At 69.4% G+C, this 14,731-nt stretch carries 11 protein-coding genes; all 11 read left to right on the top strand.

The features are described 5' to 3' along the window. The first annotated feature begins 298 nt into the window (after nt 1-298). Nucleotides 299-1,981 carry a ribulokinase gene (gene araB / locus KBX63_RS05885; protein ID WP_210908998.1) on the top strand — a complete coding sequence of 561 codons (1,683 nt, stop codon included), beginning with the start codon at nt 299-301 and terminating at the stop codon, nt 1,979-1,981. Beyond that, nucleotides 1,978-2,670 (top strand): L-ribulose-5-phosphate 4-epimerase, encoded by a 693-nt coding sequence (locus KBX63_RS05880; protein WP_210908995.1) that lies wholly within the window; start codon nt 1,978-1,980, stop codon nt 2,668-2,670. The genes araB and KBX63_RS05880 overlap by 4 nt, the downstream gene beginning before the upstream one ends. Before the next feature lie 127 nt (nt 2,671-2,797). Beyond that, nucleotides 2,798-3,799, top strand: coding sequence for an ABC transporter substrate-binding protein (locus KBX63_RS05875; RefSeq protein ID WP_374102189.1), 1,002 nt, complete (start codon nt 2,798-2,800; stop codon nt 3,797-3,799). A gap of 115 nt (nt 3,800-3,914) precedes the next feature. Next, on the top strand, nt 3,915-5,456 hold the full coding sequence (locus tag KBX63_RS05870; RefSeq protein ID WP_210908993.1) for a sugar ABC transporter ATP-binding protein: 1,542 nt from the start codon (nt 3,915-3,917) through the stop codon (nt 5,454-5,456). Further along, nucleotides 5,453-6,523: an ABC transporter permease gene (locus KBX63_RS05865; protein ID WP_210908992.1), complete on the top strand. Its 1,071-nt coding sequence runs from the start codon at nt 5,453-5,455 to the stop codon at nt 6,521-6,523. The genes KBX63_RS05870 and KBX63_RS05865 overlap by 4 nt, the downstream gene beginning before the upstream one ends. Continuing rightward, entirely contained in the window at nt 6,520-7,509 is a 990-nt protein-coding gene (gene yjfF / locus KBX63_RS05860; protein WP_210908990.1) for a galactofuranose ABC transporter, permease protein YjfF, read from the top strand. The genes KBX63_RS05865 and yjfF overlap by 4 nt, the downstream gene beginning before the upstream one ends. 26 nt (nt 7,510-7,535) lie before the next feature. Next, entirely contained in the window at nt 7,536-9,038 is a 1,503-nt protein-coding gene (gene araA, locus KBX63_RS05855) for an L-arabinose isomerase (protein ID WP_210908987.1), read from the top strand. Nucleotides 9,039-9,329: 291 nt separating this feature from the next. Beyond that, entirely contained in the window at nt 9,330-10,319 is a 990-nt protein-coding gene (locus KBX63_RS05850) for a LacI family DNA-binding transcriptional regulator (RefSeq protein WP_210908985.1), read from the top strand. A gap of 382 nt (nt 10,320-10,701) precedes the next feature. Beyond that, nucleotides 10,702-11,844 carry a multiple monosaccharide ABC transporter substrate-binding protein gene (gene chvE, locus KBX63_RS05845; protein WP_210908983.1) on the top strand — a complete coding sequence of 381 codons (1,143 nt, stop codon included), beginning with the start codon at nt 10,702-10,704 and terminating at the stop codon, nt 11,842-11,844. An 81-nt stretch (nt 11,845-11,925) separates the two neighbouring features. After that, a complete protein-coding gene (gene mmsA, locus KBX63_RS05840; RefSeq protein ID WP_210909238.1) occupies nt 11,926-13,464 on the top strand; it encodes a multiple monosaccharide ABC transporter ATP-binding protein in 1,539 nt (512 codons plus the stop codon). Next, on the top strand, nt 13,461-14,711 hold the full coding sequence (mmsB, locus tag KBX63_RS05835) for a multiple monosaccharide ABC transporter permease (RefSeq protein ID WP_210908982.1): 1,251 nt from the start codon (nt 13,461-13,463) through the stop codon (nt 14,709-14,711). The genes mmsA and mmsB overlap by 4 nt, the downstream gene beginning before the upstream one ends. The last annotated feature ends 20 nt before the right edge of the window (nt 14,712-14,731 follow it).

Below are 14,731 nucleotides of genomic sequence, written 5' to 3'. Positions count from 1 at the left end.
TTCCACGCCCGGGCGTTCCGACGGCTCTGCTGCGTGGCAGCCGTCGTGGCTCTCCAATCGTGCGTCGAGGGCCAGTGCGGGCCCAGCGCCGGAGGCGCTGCTCCAGCGTCCATATCGGCCGCACCGGCCGGTTCCCCGCTCCGGCCGCTGCCGTTGCCCATCGGGGCGCCCGGCGACGAGCGCCCGCGTAACCGCCCCCTGCGGCGCCCGGTCGACGTTACGGAGCTGTTGCCCGCAGGTGTCTTGACGAGGATGGATGTGAGCGTTAACACTGAGTCCGTTGACGGTGGAGGTGGACATGAATCCTGTGGACGGAGCTGGCGAACGCTACGTCGTCGGTGTCGACTTCGGCACCCTGTCCGGGCGAGCCCTGGTGGTCCGGGTCGGCGACGGCGCCGAGCTGGGGACCGCGGTGCACGAGTACGGCGACGGAGTCATCAGCGCTGCCCTTCCCGGAGGTCGGCCGCTGCCGCCGGACTGGGCTCTGCAGAATCCGGAGGACTACCGCGACGTGCTGCGGTACGCCGTCCCGGCGGCCGTGTCCGCCGCGGGGGTGGATCCCGCCGCGATCGTCGGCGTCGGCATCGACTTCACCGCCTGCACGGTGCTGCCGACGTTCGCCGACGGCACGCCGCTCTGTGAGGCGCCGGAGCTGCGCGACCGTCCGCACTCCTGGGTGAAGCTGTGGAAGCACCACGCCGCCCAGCCGCACGCCGACCGGATCAACGCCCTGGCCCACGATCGGGCGGAGCCCTGGATTGGCCGGTACGGCGGCAAGATCTCCGCCGAGTGGCAGTTCGCCAAGGGCCTCCAGATCCTGGAGGAGGACCCCGAGGTCTACCACCGCGCCGAACGCTTCATCGAAGCCGCGGACTGGATCGTCTGGCAGCTCACCGGCACCGAGACCCGCAACGTCTGCACGGCCGGTTACAAGGGCATCCTGCAGGACGGCCAGCATCCGTCGCAGAGCTTCCTGACCGCGCTCAACCCGGACTTCGGCGACTTCGTTGCCAAGCTGGACGGTCCGCTGCTGCCGCTCGGCGCCCGTGCCGGCACGCTCACCGCCCGTGCCGCGGCGTGGACCGGCCTGCCGGAGGGGATCGCGGTGGCCACCGGCAACGTCGACGCGCACGTCACCGCGGCCTCCGCGCAGGCCGTGGAGCCCGGTCGACTCGTGGCGATCATGGGTACCTCCACCTGCCACGTGGTCAACAGCCCGCACCTCGCCGAGGTGGCCGGGATGTGTGGCGTCGTCGACGGCGGCATCAGCGCCGGCGCGTGGGGCTACGAGGCCGGGCAGAGCGGAGTCGGCGACATCTTCGGCTGGTTCGTCGAGCACGCCGCCCCGGCCGGGATCGCCACCCACGAACGCCTCACCGAGCTGGCCGCGAGCCAGCCGGTCGGCGCGCACGGCCTGATCGCGCTGGACTGGTGGAACGGCAACCGGTCACTGCTGGTCAACCACGACCTCAGCGGGATGATCGTCGGGATGACCCTGGCCACCCGGCCGCAGGACGTCTACCGGGCGCTGCTGGAGTCCACGGCGTACGGCACGCGGATGATCATTGAGGCGTTCGTCGAGGCCGGGGTGGCGGTGAGCGACCTGGTGATCGCCGGTGGTCTCACCTCCAACGACCTGCTGATGCAGATCTACGCCGACGTGACCAACCGGCCGCTGAACATCATCGCCTCCGGGCAGGGGCCGGCGCTCGGATCGGCGATCCACGCCGCCGTCGCCGCCGGCGAGTACCCGTCGATCCACGAGGCGTCGCAGGCGATGGGCCGGGTGCACGAGGCCGTCTACCGACCGGACCCGGACCGGGCGCGCGCGTACGACGCCCTCTACGCCGAGTACCGGACGCTGCACGACCACTTCGGTCGCGGCGGCAACGACGTCATGCTCCGCCTGCGCGCGATCCGCAACGCGGCGGTCGAGGCCGGCGCGGCAACGCACGAGAGCGCCCTGGAGGTGGTCGCATGAACGCCGAGGTGACCCGACAGATCCGCGAGCTGCGTGAGACGGTCGCCCGCCTGCACGCCGAACTGACCCGGTACCGCCTGGTGGCCTGGACGGCCGGCAACATCTCCGCGCGGGTTCCCGGTCGAGACCTCATGGTCATCAAGCCCAGTGGCATCGGCTACGACGACCTTTCGGCGGACACCATGGTGGTCTGCGACCTCGATGGCGTCCTCGTCGAGGGGGACCTCGCCCCGTCCAGCGACACCGCCGCCCACGCGTACGTCTATCGCGCGATGCCGGAGGTCGGCGGGGTGGTGCACACCCACAGCTCGTACGCCACCGCCTGGGCCGCCCGCGGGGAGGCGATCCCCTGCCACCTCACGGCGCAGGCCGACGAGTTCGGCGGGGAGATCCCGGTGGGTCCGTTCGCGCTGATCGGCGGGGACGACATCGGCAAGGGCATCGTCACCACGCTCGCCGGGCACCGCTCACCCGCGGTGCTCATGCGTAACCACGGCGTCTTCACCATCGGCCGCGACGCCCGCGCGGCGGTCAAGGCGGCGGTCATGTGCGAGGACGTCGCCCGCACCGCGCACCTGACCCGCGCACTCGGGCGGCCGGTGCCGATCGCACAGGCGGACATCGACGCCCTCTACCACCGCTACCAGAACGTCTACGGCCAACAACCGACCTCACCGGCGGGTTCCTGACCGGCGACCCCGGCGCAGCCCGCCGGGCTGCACCACCGACGGCACCGCACGCACCACCCGCGTACGCCGCCCGCCCCCACGTCGGCGGTTGGCGCGGTCACCCACCACACCCAGCCAAGGAGATCCGATGAGAAAGATGCGAACGCAATCCGCTCCGTGGCGCGCTGTCGCGGTCCTCGCCAGCGTGCTGCTCGTCGGCGGCGTGGCGGCCTGCGGCAACAGCGACACCGGCGGCGGGGCCGCCGACGACGGCAAGATCACGTTGGGCTTCTCCCAGGTCGGTGCGGAGAGCGGCTGGCGTACCGCGAACACCACCTCGATCAAGGAGGCGGCCGCCGCCGCGGGCGTCGAGCTGAAGTTCGACGACGCGCAGCAGAAGCAGGAAAACCAGATCAAGGCGATCCGTAACTACATCCAGCAGAAGGTCGACGTGATCGCCTTTTCGCCGGTGGTGGAGTCCGGTTGGGACACCGTGCTCAAGGAGGCCAAGGACGCCGGCATCCCGGTCATCCTGACCGACCGCTCGGTCGACTCGGCCGACAAGAGCCTGTACAAGACCTTCCTCGGCTCGGACTTCATCAAGGAGGGCCGGCTCGCCGGCGAGTGGCTGGTCGAGCAGAAGAAGACCGCATCGGGCCCGGTGAACATCGTCGAGTTGCAGGGCAGCGCTGGCGCCGCCCCGGCCAACGACCGCAAGAAGGGCTTCGCCGAGGCGATCGCCGCCAACCCGAACCTGAAGATCATCGCTTCCCAGACCGGTGAGTTCACCCGGGCCGGCGGCAAGGCCGTGATGGAGCAGTTCCTCAAGGCCAACCCGAAGATCGACGTGCTGTTCGCGCACAACGACGACATGGGTCTGGGCGCGCTCGAGGCGATCACCGCGGCCGGCAAGGTGCCCGGCAAGGACATCACCATCATCACGGTCGACGCGGTCAAGGACGGCATGCAGGCTCTGGCCGACGGGAAGTTCAACTTCATCGCGGAGTGCAGCCCGCTGCTCGGCCCACAGCTGATGGACCTGGCCAAGAAGGTCTCCGCGGGCGAGGAGGTGCCTGCTCGGATCGAGACCGAGGAGACCACCTTCACGCAGGAGCAGGCCAAGGAAGCACTGCCCAACCGTAAGTACTGATCGACGCCGGGGTCGCCGCGCTCGCGCGGCGGCCCCGCAGCGTCAGCCCATCCCCCGAACGGACCGGGAGTAAGCGGTCCTTCCGCGTCGACAACCCCAGAAGAGGTCTGATGGGATGACGGATAGCCGTCCGGTCCTGACGATGACCGGGATCAGCAAGTCCTTCCCCGGGGTGCGTGCACTCCACGACGTCAACTTCCGGCTCTTCCCCGGCGAGGTGCACGCCCTGATGGGCGAGAACGGGGCCGGCAAGTCGACCCTCATCAAGGTGCTGACCGGCGTCTACGACACCGACGAGGGCGCGATCACCCTCGACGGTGCGCCGGTGTCCTTCAGCGGGCCGATGCAGGCGACGGCCGCCGGGGTGAGCACCGTCTACCAGGAGGTCAACCTCTGCACCAACCTCTCGGTGGCGGAGAACATCTTCATCGGCCGTGAGCCCCGGTTGCTCGGCGCCGTCCGCTGGGGCGAGGTCCGCCGCCGAGCGCGTGCGCTCCTGGCCCGGCTCGACCTCGACCTTGACGTCAGCGCGCCGCTCGGCTCGTACTCCCTCGCGATTCAGCAGATGGTCGCCATCGCCCGCGCGATCGACATCCAGGCCCGGGTGCTGATCCTCGACGAGCCGACCTCCAGCCTCGACGCCGGCGAGGTCGCGCAGCTTTTCCGCATCATGCGGCAACTGCGCGACGAGGGCATCGCGATCCTGTTCGTGACCCACTTCCTCGACCAGGTCTACGAGATCGCCGATCGCATCACCGTGCTGCGCAACGGCGGGCTCGTCGGCGAATACCCGACCATTGAGCTGCCCCAGCTCAGCCTCGTCGAGAAGATGATCGGCAAGGAACTCGACGTCCTCGAGGGCATCGAGGAGCACTCCCGACGGGACCTGGCCGCCGTGGAGGAGGGCACCCCGCTGGTGGCGGTGTCGAACCTCGGCCGGGCGGGCGCGGTCGAGCCGTTCAGCCTCACCATCCACGCCGGTGAGGTGGTGGGCCTGGCCGGCCTGCTGGGCTCCGGCCGTACCGAGGTGGCGAGGTTGCTGTTCGGTGCCGACCGGGCGGACGGCGGTCAGGTCGCGGTCAACGGCGAGCCGAGCGGCCTGCGCACCCCAGCGCAGGCCATCGACCGGGGCATCGGCTTCTGCTCGGAGAACCGCCGCGCGGAGGGCATCGTCGCCGACCTGTCGGTCCGCGAGAACCTGATCCTCGCCATGCAGGCCGCCCGGGGCTGGTTGCGGCCCATCCCGCGTCGCCGTCAGGACGAGCTGGTCGAGAAGTACATCAAGGCGCTCAGCATCCGGCCGGCCGACCCGGAGGTGCCGGTCCGCAACCTCTCCGGAGGCAACCAGCAGAAGGTGCTCCTGGCCCGGTGGCTGATCACCGAGCCGCGGCTGCTGATCCTCGACGAACCCACCCGGGGCATCGACATCGGCGCGAAGACCGAGATCCAGAAACTCGTGACGCAGCTGTCCGACGGCGGCATGGCCGTGCTGTTCATCTCCGCCGAGTTGGAGGAGGTGCTGCGCCTCAGTCACAAGGTCGCCGTGATGCGGGACCGGCAGATGGTCGCGCAGCTCGCCAACGACGACAGCCTCGACGCCGACCGCGTCATGCAGACCATCGCCAGTGGAACCCACCGGGAGGAGGCAGACCGATGAACGACACCGTGGGCCGCTACCGGGCGATGACCGCTCACCGGCTGTTCTGGCCCGCCGCCGTGCTCGTCGTCATGCTCGCCGCGAACACGGTCTACCGGCCCGGGTTCCTGTCCGTCGAGCTCAAGGACGGGCACCTGTACGGCACGCCGATCGACATCCTGCGGCTGAGCGCGCCGCTGATCCTCGTCGCGCTGGGCATGACCGTCGTCATCTCGACCGGCGGCATCGACCTGTCAGTCGGGTCGATGTGTGCGATCAGTGGCGCGATCGCCTGCATGTACATCAGTCAGCAGCCCGACCAGAACAGCCTTCCCGTGGTGCTGACCGCCCTCGCGATGGCGCTGGGGGTGGCGCTCGTGCTGGGCGCCTGGAACGGGGTGCTGGTGGCCGTGATCGGAATCCAACCGATCATCGCCACCCTGATCCTGATGGTGGCCGGCCGAGGGCTCGCTCAGCTGATCACCGAGGGCCAGATCATCACCATCAACTCTGAGCCGTACCGGGCTATCGGGCTGGGCCACGTGCTCACCCTGCCACTGGCCATCCTCATCGCCCTGGCGGCGGCCCTGCTCGTCGGCGCGTTCACCCGCCGCACCGCGCTCGGCATGATCATCGAGTCGGTGGGCGGCAACGCCGAGGCGAGCCGACTGGCCGGCATCCGCTCCGGCCGCGTCATCTTCCTCGCGTACGTCCTCAGCGCCGTCTGCGCCGCGGTCGCCGGTTTCATGATGACGGCCAACGTCTCCAGCGCCGACGGCAATGCCGCCGGCCTCTGGGTGGAACTCGACGCCATCCTCGCGGTCGTCATCGGCGGCACGTCCCTCGCGGGCGGGCGGTTCTTCCTCAGCGGCACCATCCTCGGCGCGCTGATCATCCAGACCCTGACCACCACGGTGTACGCCATGAACATCTCGCCGCAGACCTCGCTGCTGTTCAAAGCGGTCGTCGTCATCGCCGTCTGCCTCATCCAGGCGCCGGCCTTCCGGGCGCGGTTCGCCCGCCGAAGGAGCAGCGCCCCACCGCCCAGCGCCGTCACCGACTCGCCGAAGGAGCAGGTGCCGGCATGACCACTGGATCGCTCACCGCTGGCCGTACCCGGCTCCGGCTGCCGAGGCGGCAGATACCGGTCCTGGCCACACTCGCCCTGCTCCTGGTCATGTACGGCATCGGCGTGTCCCAGTACCAGGCGTTCTCCAACGTGCAGGTCATCTTCAACGTCTTCATCGACAACGGCTTCCTGCTCGTCGTCGCGGTGGGGATGACCTTCGTGATCCTCACCGGCGGCATCGACCTGTCCGTCGGCTCCGTCGTCGCCATGACGGCGATGGTGTCGGCCTCGCTGCTCCAGCAGGGCCTGCCGGCGGCGCTCGTGCTCGTCATCGCCCTGCTCATCGGCCCGACGCTCGGCCTGCTGATGGGCTGTGCCATCCACTTCTTCGACATCCAGCCGTTCATCGTCACCCTCGCCGGGATGTTCTTCGCCCGGGGGATGTGCACGTTCATCTCCGGCTCGTCCATCCCGATCACCGACGGGTTCTGGACCAGGATGTCCCAGGAGCGGATCGGAGATCCCCGAGGCAACTTCGTCTCGATCAGCGTGCTCATCGCCTTCGCCGTGGTCGTCGTCGCCGCCTACACGCTGGCCTACACCCGTCTCGGCCGCAACGTCCACGCCATCGGCGGTAACCCGCAGTCGGCGCTGCTGATGGGCCTGCCGGTGGGGCGTACCCGGATCGCCGTCTACACGATCAGCGGTCTGTGCTCCGCGATCGGCGGGATCCTGCTGTCCTTCTACACCCTCTCCGGCGCGCCCCTGATCGGCGTCGGCATGGAGCTGGACGTCATCGCGGCGGTCGTCATCGGCGGCACCGTGCTCACCGGTGGCTCGGGGTACGTCTTCGGCACGGTGCTCGGCGTCCTGGTCCTGGGCGTGATCCAGACCCTCATCACCTTCGACGGGAGCCTCAACTCCTGGTGGACCAAGATCGTGATCGGCGGCCTGCTCTTCGCGTTCATCCTCCTCCAGCGCCTCATCGGAATCCGTTACAAGTGACCGCCCCTCTCGCGGAAGGCAACCCCATGGCACCACACACCGCACCCGAGATCTGGTTCCTGACCGGCAGCCAGGGCATGTACGGCGAGGAGACTCTCCGGCAGGTGGCCGAGCAGTCCCGCCTGATCGCGGCCGCGCTCGACGACTCGCCGCAGGTTCCCGCCCGGGTGGTCTGGAAGCCGGTCCTGACTAACAGCGGTGAGATTCTGCGGGTCTGCCGCGACGCCGCCGCGCAGGGAGCGATCGGGGTGGTCGCGTGGATGCACACCTTCTCGCCGGCGAAGATGTGGATCGCCGGGTTGGACGCCCTGCAGACGCCACTGCTGCACCTGCACACCCAGGCCAACGTCCTGCTGCCGTGGGACGACATCGACATGGACTTCATGAACCTGAACCAGGCCGCCCACGGCGACCGTGAGTTCGGGTACATCCAGACCCGGCTCGGCGTGGCACGCAAGACCGTGGCCGGGCACGTCAGCGATCCGCGGGTGACCGCCCGGGTCGGGGCGTGGGCCCGCGCGGCGCTCGGCTGGTCGGCGATGCGGTCGCTGCGCCTGGCCCGCTTCGGCGACAACATGCGCGACGTCGCCGTGACCGAGGGCGACAAGGTCGAGGCGGAGCTTCGCTTCGGGGTGTCGGTCAACACCTACGGCGTCAACGACCTGGTCCAGGTCGTCGACCAGGTCGCCGACGCGCAGGTGGACGACCTGGTCAAGGAGTACGACGACACCTACCGGGTCGCCCCGGGGTTGCGCCCGGGGGGTGAGCGGCACGACTCGCTGCGTTACGCCGCCCGCCTGGAGCTCGGCATGCGGGCCTTCCTGGACGCCGGCGGCTTCCACGCGTTCACCACGAACTTCGAGGATCTCGGCGGGCTGCGTCAGCTGCCCGGCATCGCCGTGCAGCGGTTGATGGCGGACGGCTACGGGTTCGGTGGCGAGGGCGACTGGAAGACCTCCGTGCTGGTCCGGACCCTCAAGGCGATGTCCGTGGGCGTGGACGGCGGCACATCGTTCATGGAGGACTACACCTACGACCTCACCCCGGGCGAGGAGCTGGTGCTCGGCGCGCACATGCTCGAGGTCTGCCCGACCATCGCGGGCGGCGTGCCGAACGTGGAGATCCACCCGCTGAGCATCGGGGGGCGCGAGGATCCGGTCCGGCTCGTCTTCGACGCCGCACCCGGTCCGGCGGTGGTGCTCGGGCTGGCCGACATGGGTGAGCGTTTCCGGCTCGTGGCCAACGAGATCGACGTGGTGTCTCCGCCGCAGCCGCTGCGGCGGCTGCCGGTGGCCCGGGCCGTCTGGCGTCCGCGACCGCACCTGCCCGGTTCGGCCGAGGCGTGGATCACCGCCGGCGCCCCGCACCACACCGTGCTGTCGCAGGCGGTGGGCGTGGAGGAGTTGCACGACCTGGCCGAGATGAGCCGGACCGAACTGGTCGTCATCGACGCCGACACCGAGCCCCGCCGCTTCGCCGACGAGATCCGCTGGAACCAGGCCTACTACCGGCTGGCTCGCGGCTTCTAGCATGATCACGAGGCGGTGAAGCAGTGACCGTGACAGGCGGCGTGGGCGGCAGGACTCCCTGCCCCGGCAGGACTCGCCCGCGCCGCCCGGGGCGTCGCCACGGGCCAGCCGCACGCCTGGTCAGGGCGTTGGCTGGCGTAGACTGTCAGCCATCCAGCGCCGGTCAGCGGGGGTTTGGCACCGGCGTGGTGGCTGAGCGCCGGGATCGGCGGACCGCTCCAGTCGACGTCGGCGGGCCGCGGCTTCGGGTACGCAGACGGGGGAAGTGACATGGCCGTGCACGGTCCGGCGATGACGGACGTCGCCCGTCTGGCCGGTGTCTCCCACCAGACGGTGTCGCGGGTGCTGAACGGGCACCCCAATGTCCGTGAGCAGACCCGGTTGCGGGTGCGGGCGGCGATCGCGGAACTGGGCTATCGGCCCAACGGCGCGGCGCGTGCCCTGGTGACCGGCCGATCCCAGGTGATCGGCGTGGTGGCACAGAACACGACGTTGTACGGGCCGGCGTCGTTGCTGGCCGCGTTGGAGCAGACCGCCGCGGAAGAGGGTTTCGCGGTGAGTGTGGGCAGCGTGCGGGACCTGGACTACCGCTCCATCTCGGCCGCGGTCGAGCGGCACCTGTCGCACCGGGTCGCCGGCATCGTCGTCATCGCGCCGGTGGAGTCGGCCGGTGAGGCGCTGGAACGCCTGCCCAAGGACGTCCCGCTGGTCACCGTCGACGGTGACCCACGCCGTCCGGTGCCGTTGGTGACGGTCGACCAGGTGGCGGGTGCCCGGGCGGCGACCCAGCATCTGCTCGACGCCGGGCACCGCACGGTCTGGCACGTGTCGGGGCCGTCGGACTGGTTCGACAGCGTTGGGCGGATCGAAGGCTGGCGGGAAGCGCTGCTGGCCGCGGGGGTCGACCCGCCACCGTTGATGCAGGGGGACTGGTCAGCGGCCTCGGGATACCGGTGCGGGCAGCTGCTGGCGCGGATGCCCGAGGTCACCGCGATCTTCACCGCCAACGATCATCTCGCCCTCGGCGTGCTGCGGGCGTTGCACGAGTTCGGTCGGCGGGTGCCGGACGAGATCAGCGTGGTCGGCTTCGACGACGTGCCGGAGGCGGCGTACTTCATTCCGCCGCTGAGCACCGTCCGGCCGGACTTCGACGCCGTGGCGCGGGCGAGTATCCAGCTGTTGCTGGCTCAGATCGAATCGGGCACCGGAGGGGCGCTGCGTCAGACCATCGCCCCGACCCTGGTCGCGCGCGACAGCGTGGCCGCGCCGCCCCGACGCTGACGGCGTCAGGCCCGGCTGCCCGCCCCCGTACCGCCGGGCACGTACCTCGCTGCGCGCACGCGGCATCGCCCGTGAAGGCCCGCCCCATCTCCGATCCAGCTTGATCGACTCGGTTTCGTTGACATCGCGGTGTCCGCGTGTTGGGGATGCCCCGATGTCAGCGATGACGAGTGGATCACCTGACGTCCACGCCGTCGTGCCACCTTGCGTCCGTAGTGGAGGGCGTATTCGGGATGCCCTTGCCAAACGCGCCGCCGTTACGAGACCGTGACACCGGTATTTCCGGTTAAGTGTTGACGTGCCATATGTGAGCGCTAACACTACCCGGGACGATGACAGGTGGCCCCGGAAGTCGGCGGGGGAGTCCAGAGAGGAGAAGCCCGTGGGCAGGAAGTTCCTGGTTGCTCTCGGTGGCGCGGTGCTGGCGCTGAGCCTGGCGGCGTGCAGTGGCGAGGGTGCTGGCAGCGGCGGTGACACCAGCGGAGACAAGCCCGGCGACCTGACCATCGGTGTCTCGATGCCGACGCAGACCTCCGAGCGGTGGATCGCCGACGGCAACGCGGTGAAGCAGAAGCTGGAGGCCAAGGGCTACAAGGTCGACCTCCAGTACGCGGGCGACGACATCCCCACGCAGTCGCAGCAGGTCGATCAGATGATCACCCAGGGCGCGGACGTCCTGGTCCTCGCGGCGATCGACGGTACGGCGCTCAGCGGCCAGTTGCAGGCCGCCGCCGACGCCAAGATCCCGGTGATCGCGTACGACCGGCTGATCCGCGGCAGCAAGAACGTCGACTTCTACGTCAGCTTCGACAACTACAAGGTGGGCGTCGCCCAGGCCACCGGTCTGCTGGTCGGCCTCGGCCTGCAGAACAAGGACGGCTCGAAGGGCACCGCGAAGGGGCCGTTCAACGTCGAACTCTTCGCCGGTTCGCTCGACGACAACAACACCCAGTACTTCTTCGGCGGGGCGATGGACACGCTGAAGCCGTTCATCGACGGTGGCACGCTGCGGGTCAAGTCGCGACAGACCACCATCGAGCAGGTGGCCATCCTGCGGTGGCAGCAGGAGACCGCGCAGAAGCGGATGGAGGACCTGCTCACCTCCAGCTACAACGACGGCGCGCGGGTCGACGGGGTCCTGTCGCCGTACGACGGTATCTCCCGCGGCATCATCACCGCCCTGCAGAACGCCGGCTACGGCACCGCGGGTAAGAAGATTCCCGTGGTGACCGGCCAGGACGCGGAGATCGCCTCGATCAAGCTGATCAACGACGGCGTGCAGAGCTCCACCGTCTTCAAGGACACCCGCCTGCTCGCCGACCAGGCCGTGAACGCCGCCGAGGCCTTCCTGCAGGACAAGCAGCCGCAGGCCAACGACACGCAGACGTACAACAACGGCGTCAAGGTCGTGCCGTCGTACCTGCTGCCGATCGCCACCGTCTACAAGGACGACATCAAGGCGACGCTGATCGACTCCGGTTACTGGACGGCCGAAGAGGTCGCCGCCGGTCAGGCCAAGAACTAGCCGTCCGCCGGGCTCGGCGCTCGCCGCCGGGCCCGGCGCCATGGCGTACCGCGTCCCGATCTCACGATGAGGACAGTGACCATGGACGACACCATCCTCGAGATGCGTCGCATCACGAAGACCTTCCCCGGGGTGACCGCGCTGGAGGACGTCACCCTCGCGGTGCGCCGCGGCGAGATCCACGCCATCTGTGGCGAGAACGGCGCCGGCAAGTCCACCCTGATGAAGGTGCTGTCCGGCGTCCACCCGACCGGTTCGTACGACGGCGAGATCCTGTTCGACGGCAAGCCGATGCAGTTCCGCGGCATCCGGGACAGCGAGGCCAACGGCATCGTCATCATTCATCAGGAACTCGCCCTGGTGCCGTACCTGTCGATCGCCGAGAACCTCTTCCTCGGCAACGAACGCCGTGGCCGCAGCGGGCTCATCGACTGGAACCGGGCCAACGCCGATGCGGCGGAGCTGCTGGCGTCCGTCGGGTTGCACGAGAACCCGGTCACCCCCGTCATCCAGCTCGGAGTGGGCAAGCAGCAGTTGGTGGAGATCGCCAAGGCGCTGTCGAAGAAGGTGCGCCTCCTCATCCTGGACGAGCCGACCGCCGCCCTCAACGACGTCGACTCGGCCCACCTGCTCGGCCTGTTGCGGCAGCTCAAGGAGCAGGGAATCACCTGCATCATGATCTCCCACAAGCTCAACGAGATCACCGAGATCGCCGACTCGACCACGGTCATCCGGGACGGGCGCGCGGTGGAGACCCTCGACATGAGGGCCGACGACGTGACCCAGCAGCGGATCATCCGGGGCATGGTCGGGCGCGACCTGGACAGCTTCTACCCCGACCGGGTGTCGTCCCCCGGCGAGGAGGTGCTCCGGATCGAGGACTGGACGGTGCGGCACCCGACCCAGGACCGGCTGGTCGTCGAGGGCGTCGGCCTGTCCGTGCGGGCCGGTGAGGTCGTCGGCATCGCGGGGCTGATGGGGGCCGGGCGCACCGAGTTGGCGATGAGCGTGTTCGGCCGATCGTACGGCCGCGACATCAGCGGCCGACTGTTCGTGCACGGGCGGGAGGTGAAGGCCCGTACCGTCGCGGAGGCGATCGACAACGGCATCGCCTACGTCACGGAGGACCGCAAGCGGTTCGGCCTGAACCTCATCGACGACGTCCGCCGCAACGTCTCCGCCGCCGCGTTGGCCAGGCTGGCCCGGCTGGGCTGGGTGAACGGCAACGAGGAGATCAAGGTCGCCGAGGCGAGCCGGCGGGAGATGAACATCAAGGCGCCCAGCGTCATGGCGGTGGTCGGCAAGCTCTCCGGCGGCAATCAGCAGAAGGTCGTCCTGTCGAAGTGGCTCTTCACCGATCCCGACGTGCTGATCCTGGACGAACCGACGCGCGGGATCGACGTCGGGGCCAAGTACGAGATCTACACGATCATCAACCGGCTCGTGGCCGAGGGCAAGGCGGTGATCATCATCTCCTCCGAGCTGCCGGAGCTGCTCGGGATGTGTGACCGCATCTACACCCTCGCCGCCGGCCGGATCACCGGTGAGAAGCCGGTCGGAGAGGCGACCCAGGAGAGCCTCATGGAGCTGATGACCAAGGACAAGGAGCTCGTCGGATGACCAGCATCAAGACCCCCTCGACGGAGCGCCCGACGCCCCCGGACCGCGCGCCGGCCGCCGCCCTGCACACCGGGACGAGCGACCTGCGGGCCCTGGTGTTGAACAACCTGCGGCAGAGCGGGATCTACGTCGCCCTGGTCGTCATCGTCGCGCTCTTCGCGATCCTGACCGACGGGGTGTCGCTCAGCCCCGGGAACATCACCAACATCGTCCTGCAGTACTCGTACATCCTGGTGCTCGCGATCGGGATGGTCATCCTGATCATCGGCGGGCACATCGACCTGTCGGTGGGATCGGTGGTCGCGCTGACCGGAGCGGTCTCCGCGGTCCTGGTGATCCAGCAGGGCTACCCGTGGTGGGTCGGCGTCCTGGCCGCGCTCGTCGTCGGCGTCGCGGTCGGCGCCTGGCACGGCTTCTGGGTGGCGTACGCCGGGATCCCGGCCTTCATCGTGACGCTGGCCGGGATGCTGCTGTTCCGTGGCCTCACCCTGCGGGTGCTGGACAACATCTCGCTGTCGCCGTTCCCCGCCGAGTACCAGCGCGTCGCGGCCGGATTCCTCAACGGGCTGCTCGGCGGGCAGGGCTTCGACGCCTTCACGCTGCTGATCGGCGCCGTCGCCGTGGCCGGGTACGCGGTGAGCGGTTTCCGCACCCGCGTCGCGCGGATCCGCTACCAGCAGCCCGTCGAGTCGTTCCCGCTGTTCGTCGCCCGGATCGCCGTGGTCGGCGCGGTCATCATGTACTTCGCCTGGCAGTTGGCGCACGCCCGTGGGCTTCCGATCGTGCTGATCGTCCTGGCGGTCCTCGTCCTGGTCTACGGCCTGCTCACCCGGCGTACCGTTTTCGGTCGGCAGGTCTACGCGATCGGCGGCAACCTCTCGGCCGCAGCCCTGTCCGGGGTGAAGGTCCGCACCGTCAACTTCTGGATGTTCGTCAACATGGGCTTCCTGGCGGCGGTCGCCGGCGTCATCTACTCCTCGCGGTCCAACGGCGCCCAGCCCGCCGCCGGCAACATGTTCGAGCTGGACGCGATCGCCGCCGCGTTCATCGGTGGCGCGGCGGTCACCGGCGGGGTGGGCACCGTGGTCGGCGCGATGGTCGGTGGTCTGATCATGGCGGTGATGAGCAACGGCATGCAGCTGATGGGCGTCGACCAGTCGACCCAGTCGGTGGTGAAGGGGCTCGTCCTGCTCGTCGCCGTGGCCTTCGACGTCTACAACAAGCGACGCGCCGCCGGCACCCGCTGACCTGTCGGGGGAGACGATCC

It is taken from the genome of Micromonospora sp. U21 (assembly GCF_018070045.1).
GTDB lineage: Bacteria > Actinomycetota > Actinomycetes > Mycobacteriales > Micromonosporaceae > Micromonospora.
This window is presented reverse-complemented; position numbering and strand designations above follow the sequence as displayed.

What these genes read in the sequence shown, in the direction of transcription:
- araB (WP_210908998.1), top strand. Translation starts at nt 299, where the DNA reads ATGAATCCTGTGGACGGAGCTGGCGAACGCTACGTCGTCGGTGTCGAC.
- KBX63_RS05880 (WP_210908995.1), top strand. Translation starts at nt 1,978, where the DNA reads ATGAACGCCGAGGTGACCCGACAGATCCGCGAGCTGCGTGAGACGGTC.
- KBX63_RS05875 (WP_374102189.1), top strand. Translation starts at nt 2,798, where the DNA reads ATGAGAAAGATGCGAACGCAATCCGCTCCGTGGCGCGCTGTCGCGGTC.
- KBX63_RS05870 (WP_210908993.1), top strand. Translation starts at nt 3,915, where the DNA reads ATGACGGATAGCCGTCCGGTCCTGACGATGACCGGGATCAGCAAGTCC.
- KBX63_RS05865 (WP_210908992.1), top strand. Translation starts at nt 5,453, where the DNA reads ATGAACGACACCGTGGGCCGCTACCGGGCGATGACCGCTCACCGGCTG.
- yjfF (WP_210908990.1), top strand. Translation starts at nt 6,520, where the DNA reads ATGACCACTGGATCGCTCACCGCTGGCCGTACCCGGCTCCGGCTGCCG.
- araA (WP_210908987.1), top strand. Translation starts at nt 7,536, where the DNA reads ATGGCACCACACACCGCACCCGAGATCTGGTTCCTGACCGGCAGCCAG.
- KBX63_RS05850 (WP_210908985.1), top strand. Translation starts at nt 9,330, where the DNA reads ATGACGGACGTCGCCCGTCTGGCCGGTGTCTCCCACCAGACGGTGTCG.
- mmsA (WP_210909238.1), top strand. Translation starts at nt 11,926, where the DNA reads ATGGACGACACCATCCTCGAGATGCGTCGCATCACGAAGACCTTCCCC.
- mmsB (WP_210908982.1), top strand. Translation starts at nt 13,461, where the DNA reads ATGACCAGCATCAAGACCCCCTCGACGGAGCGCCCGACGCCCCCGGAC.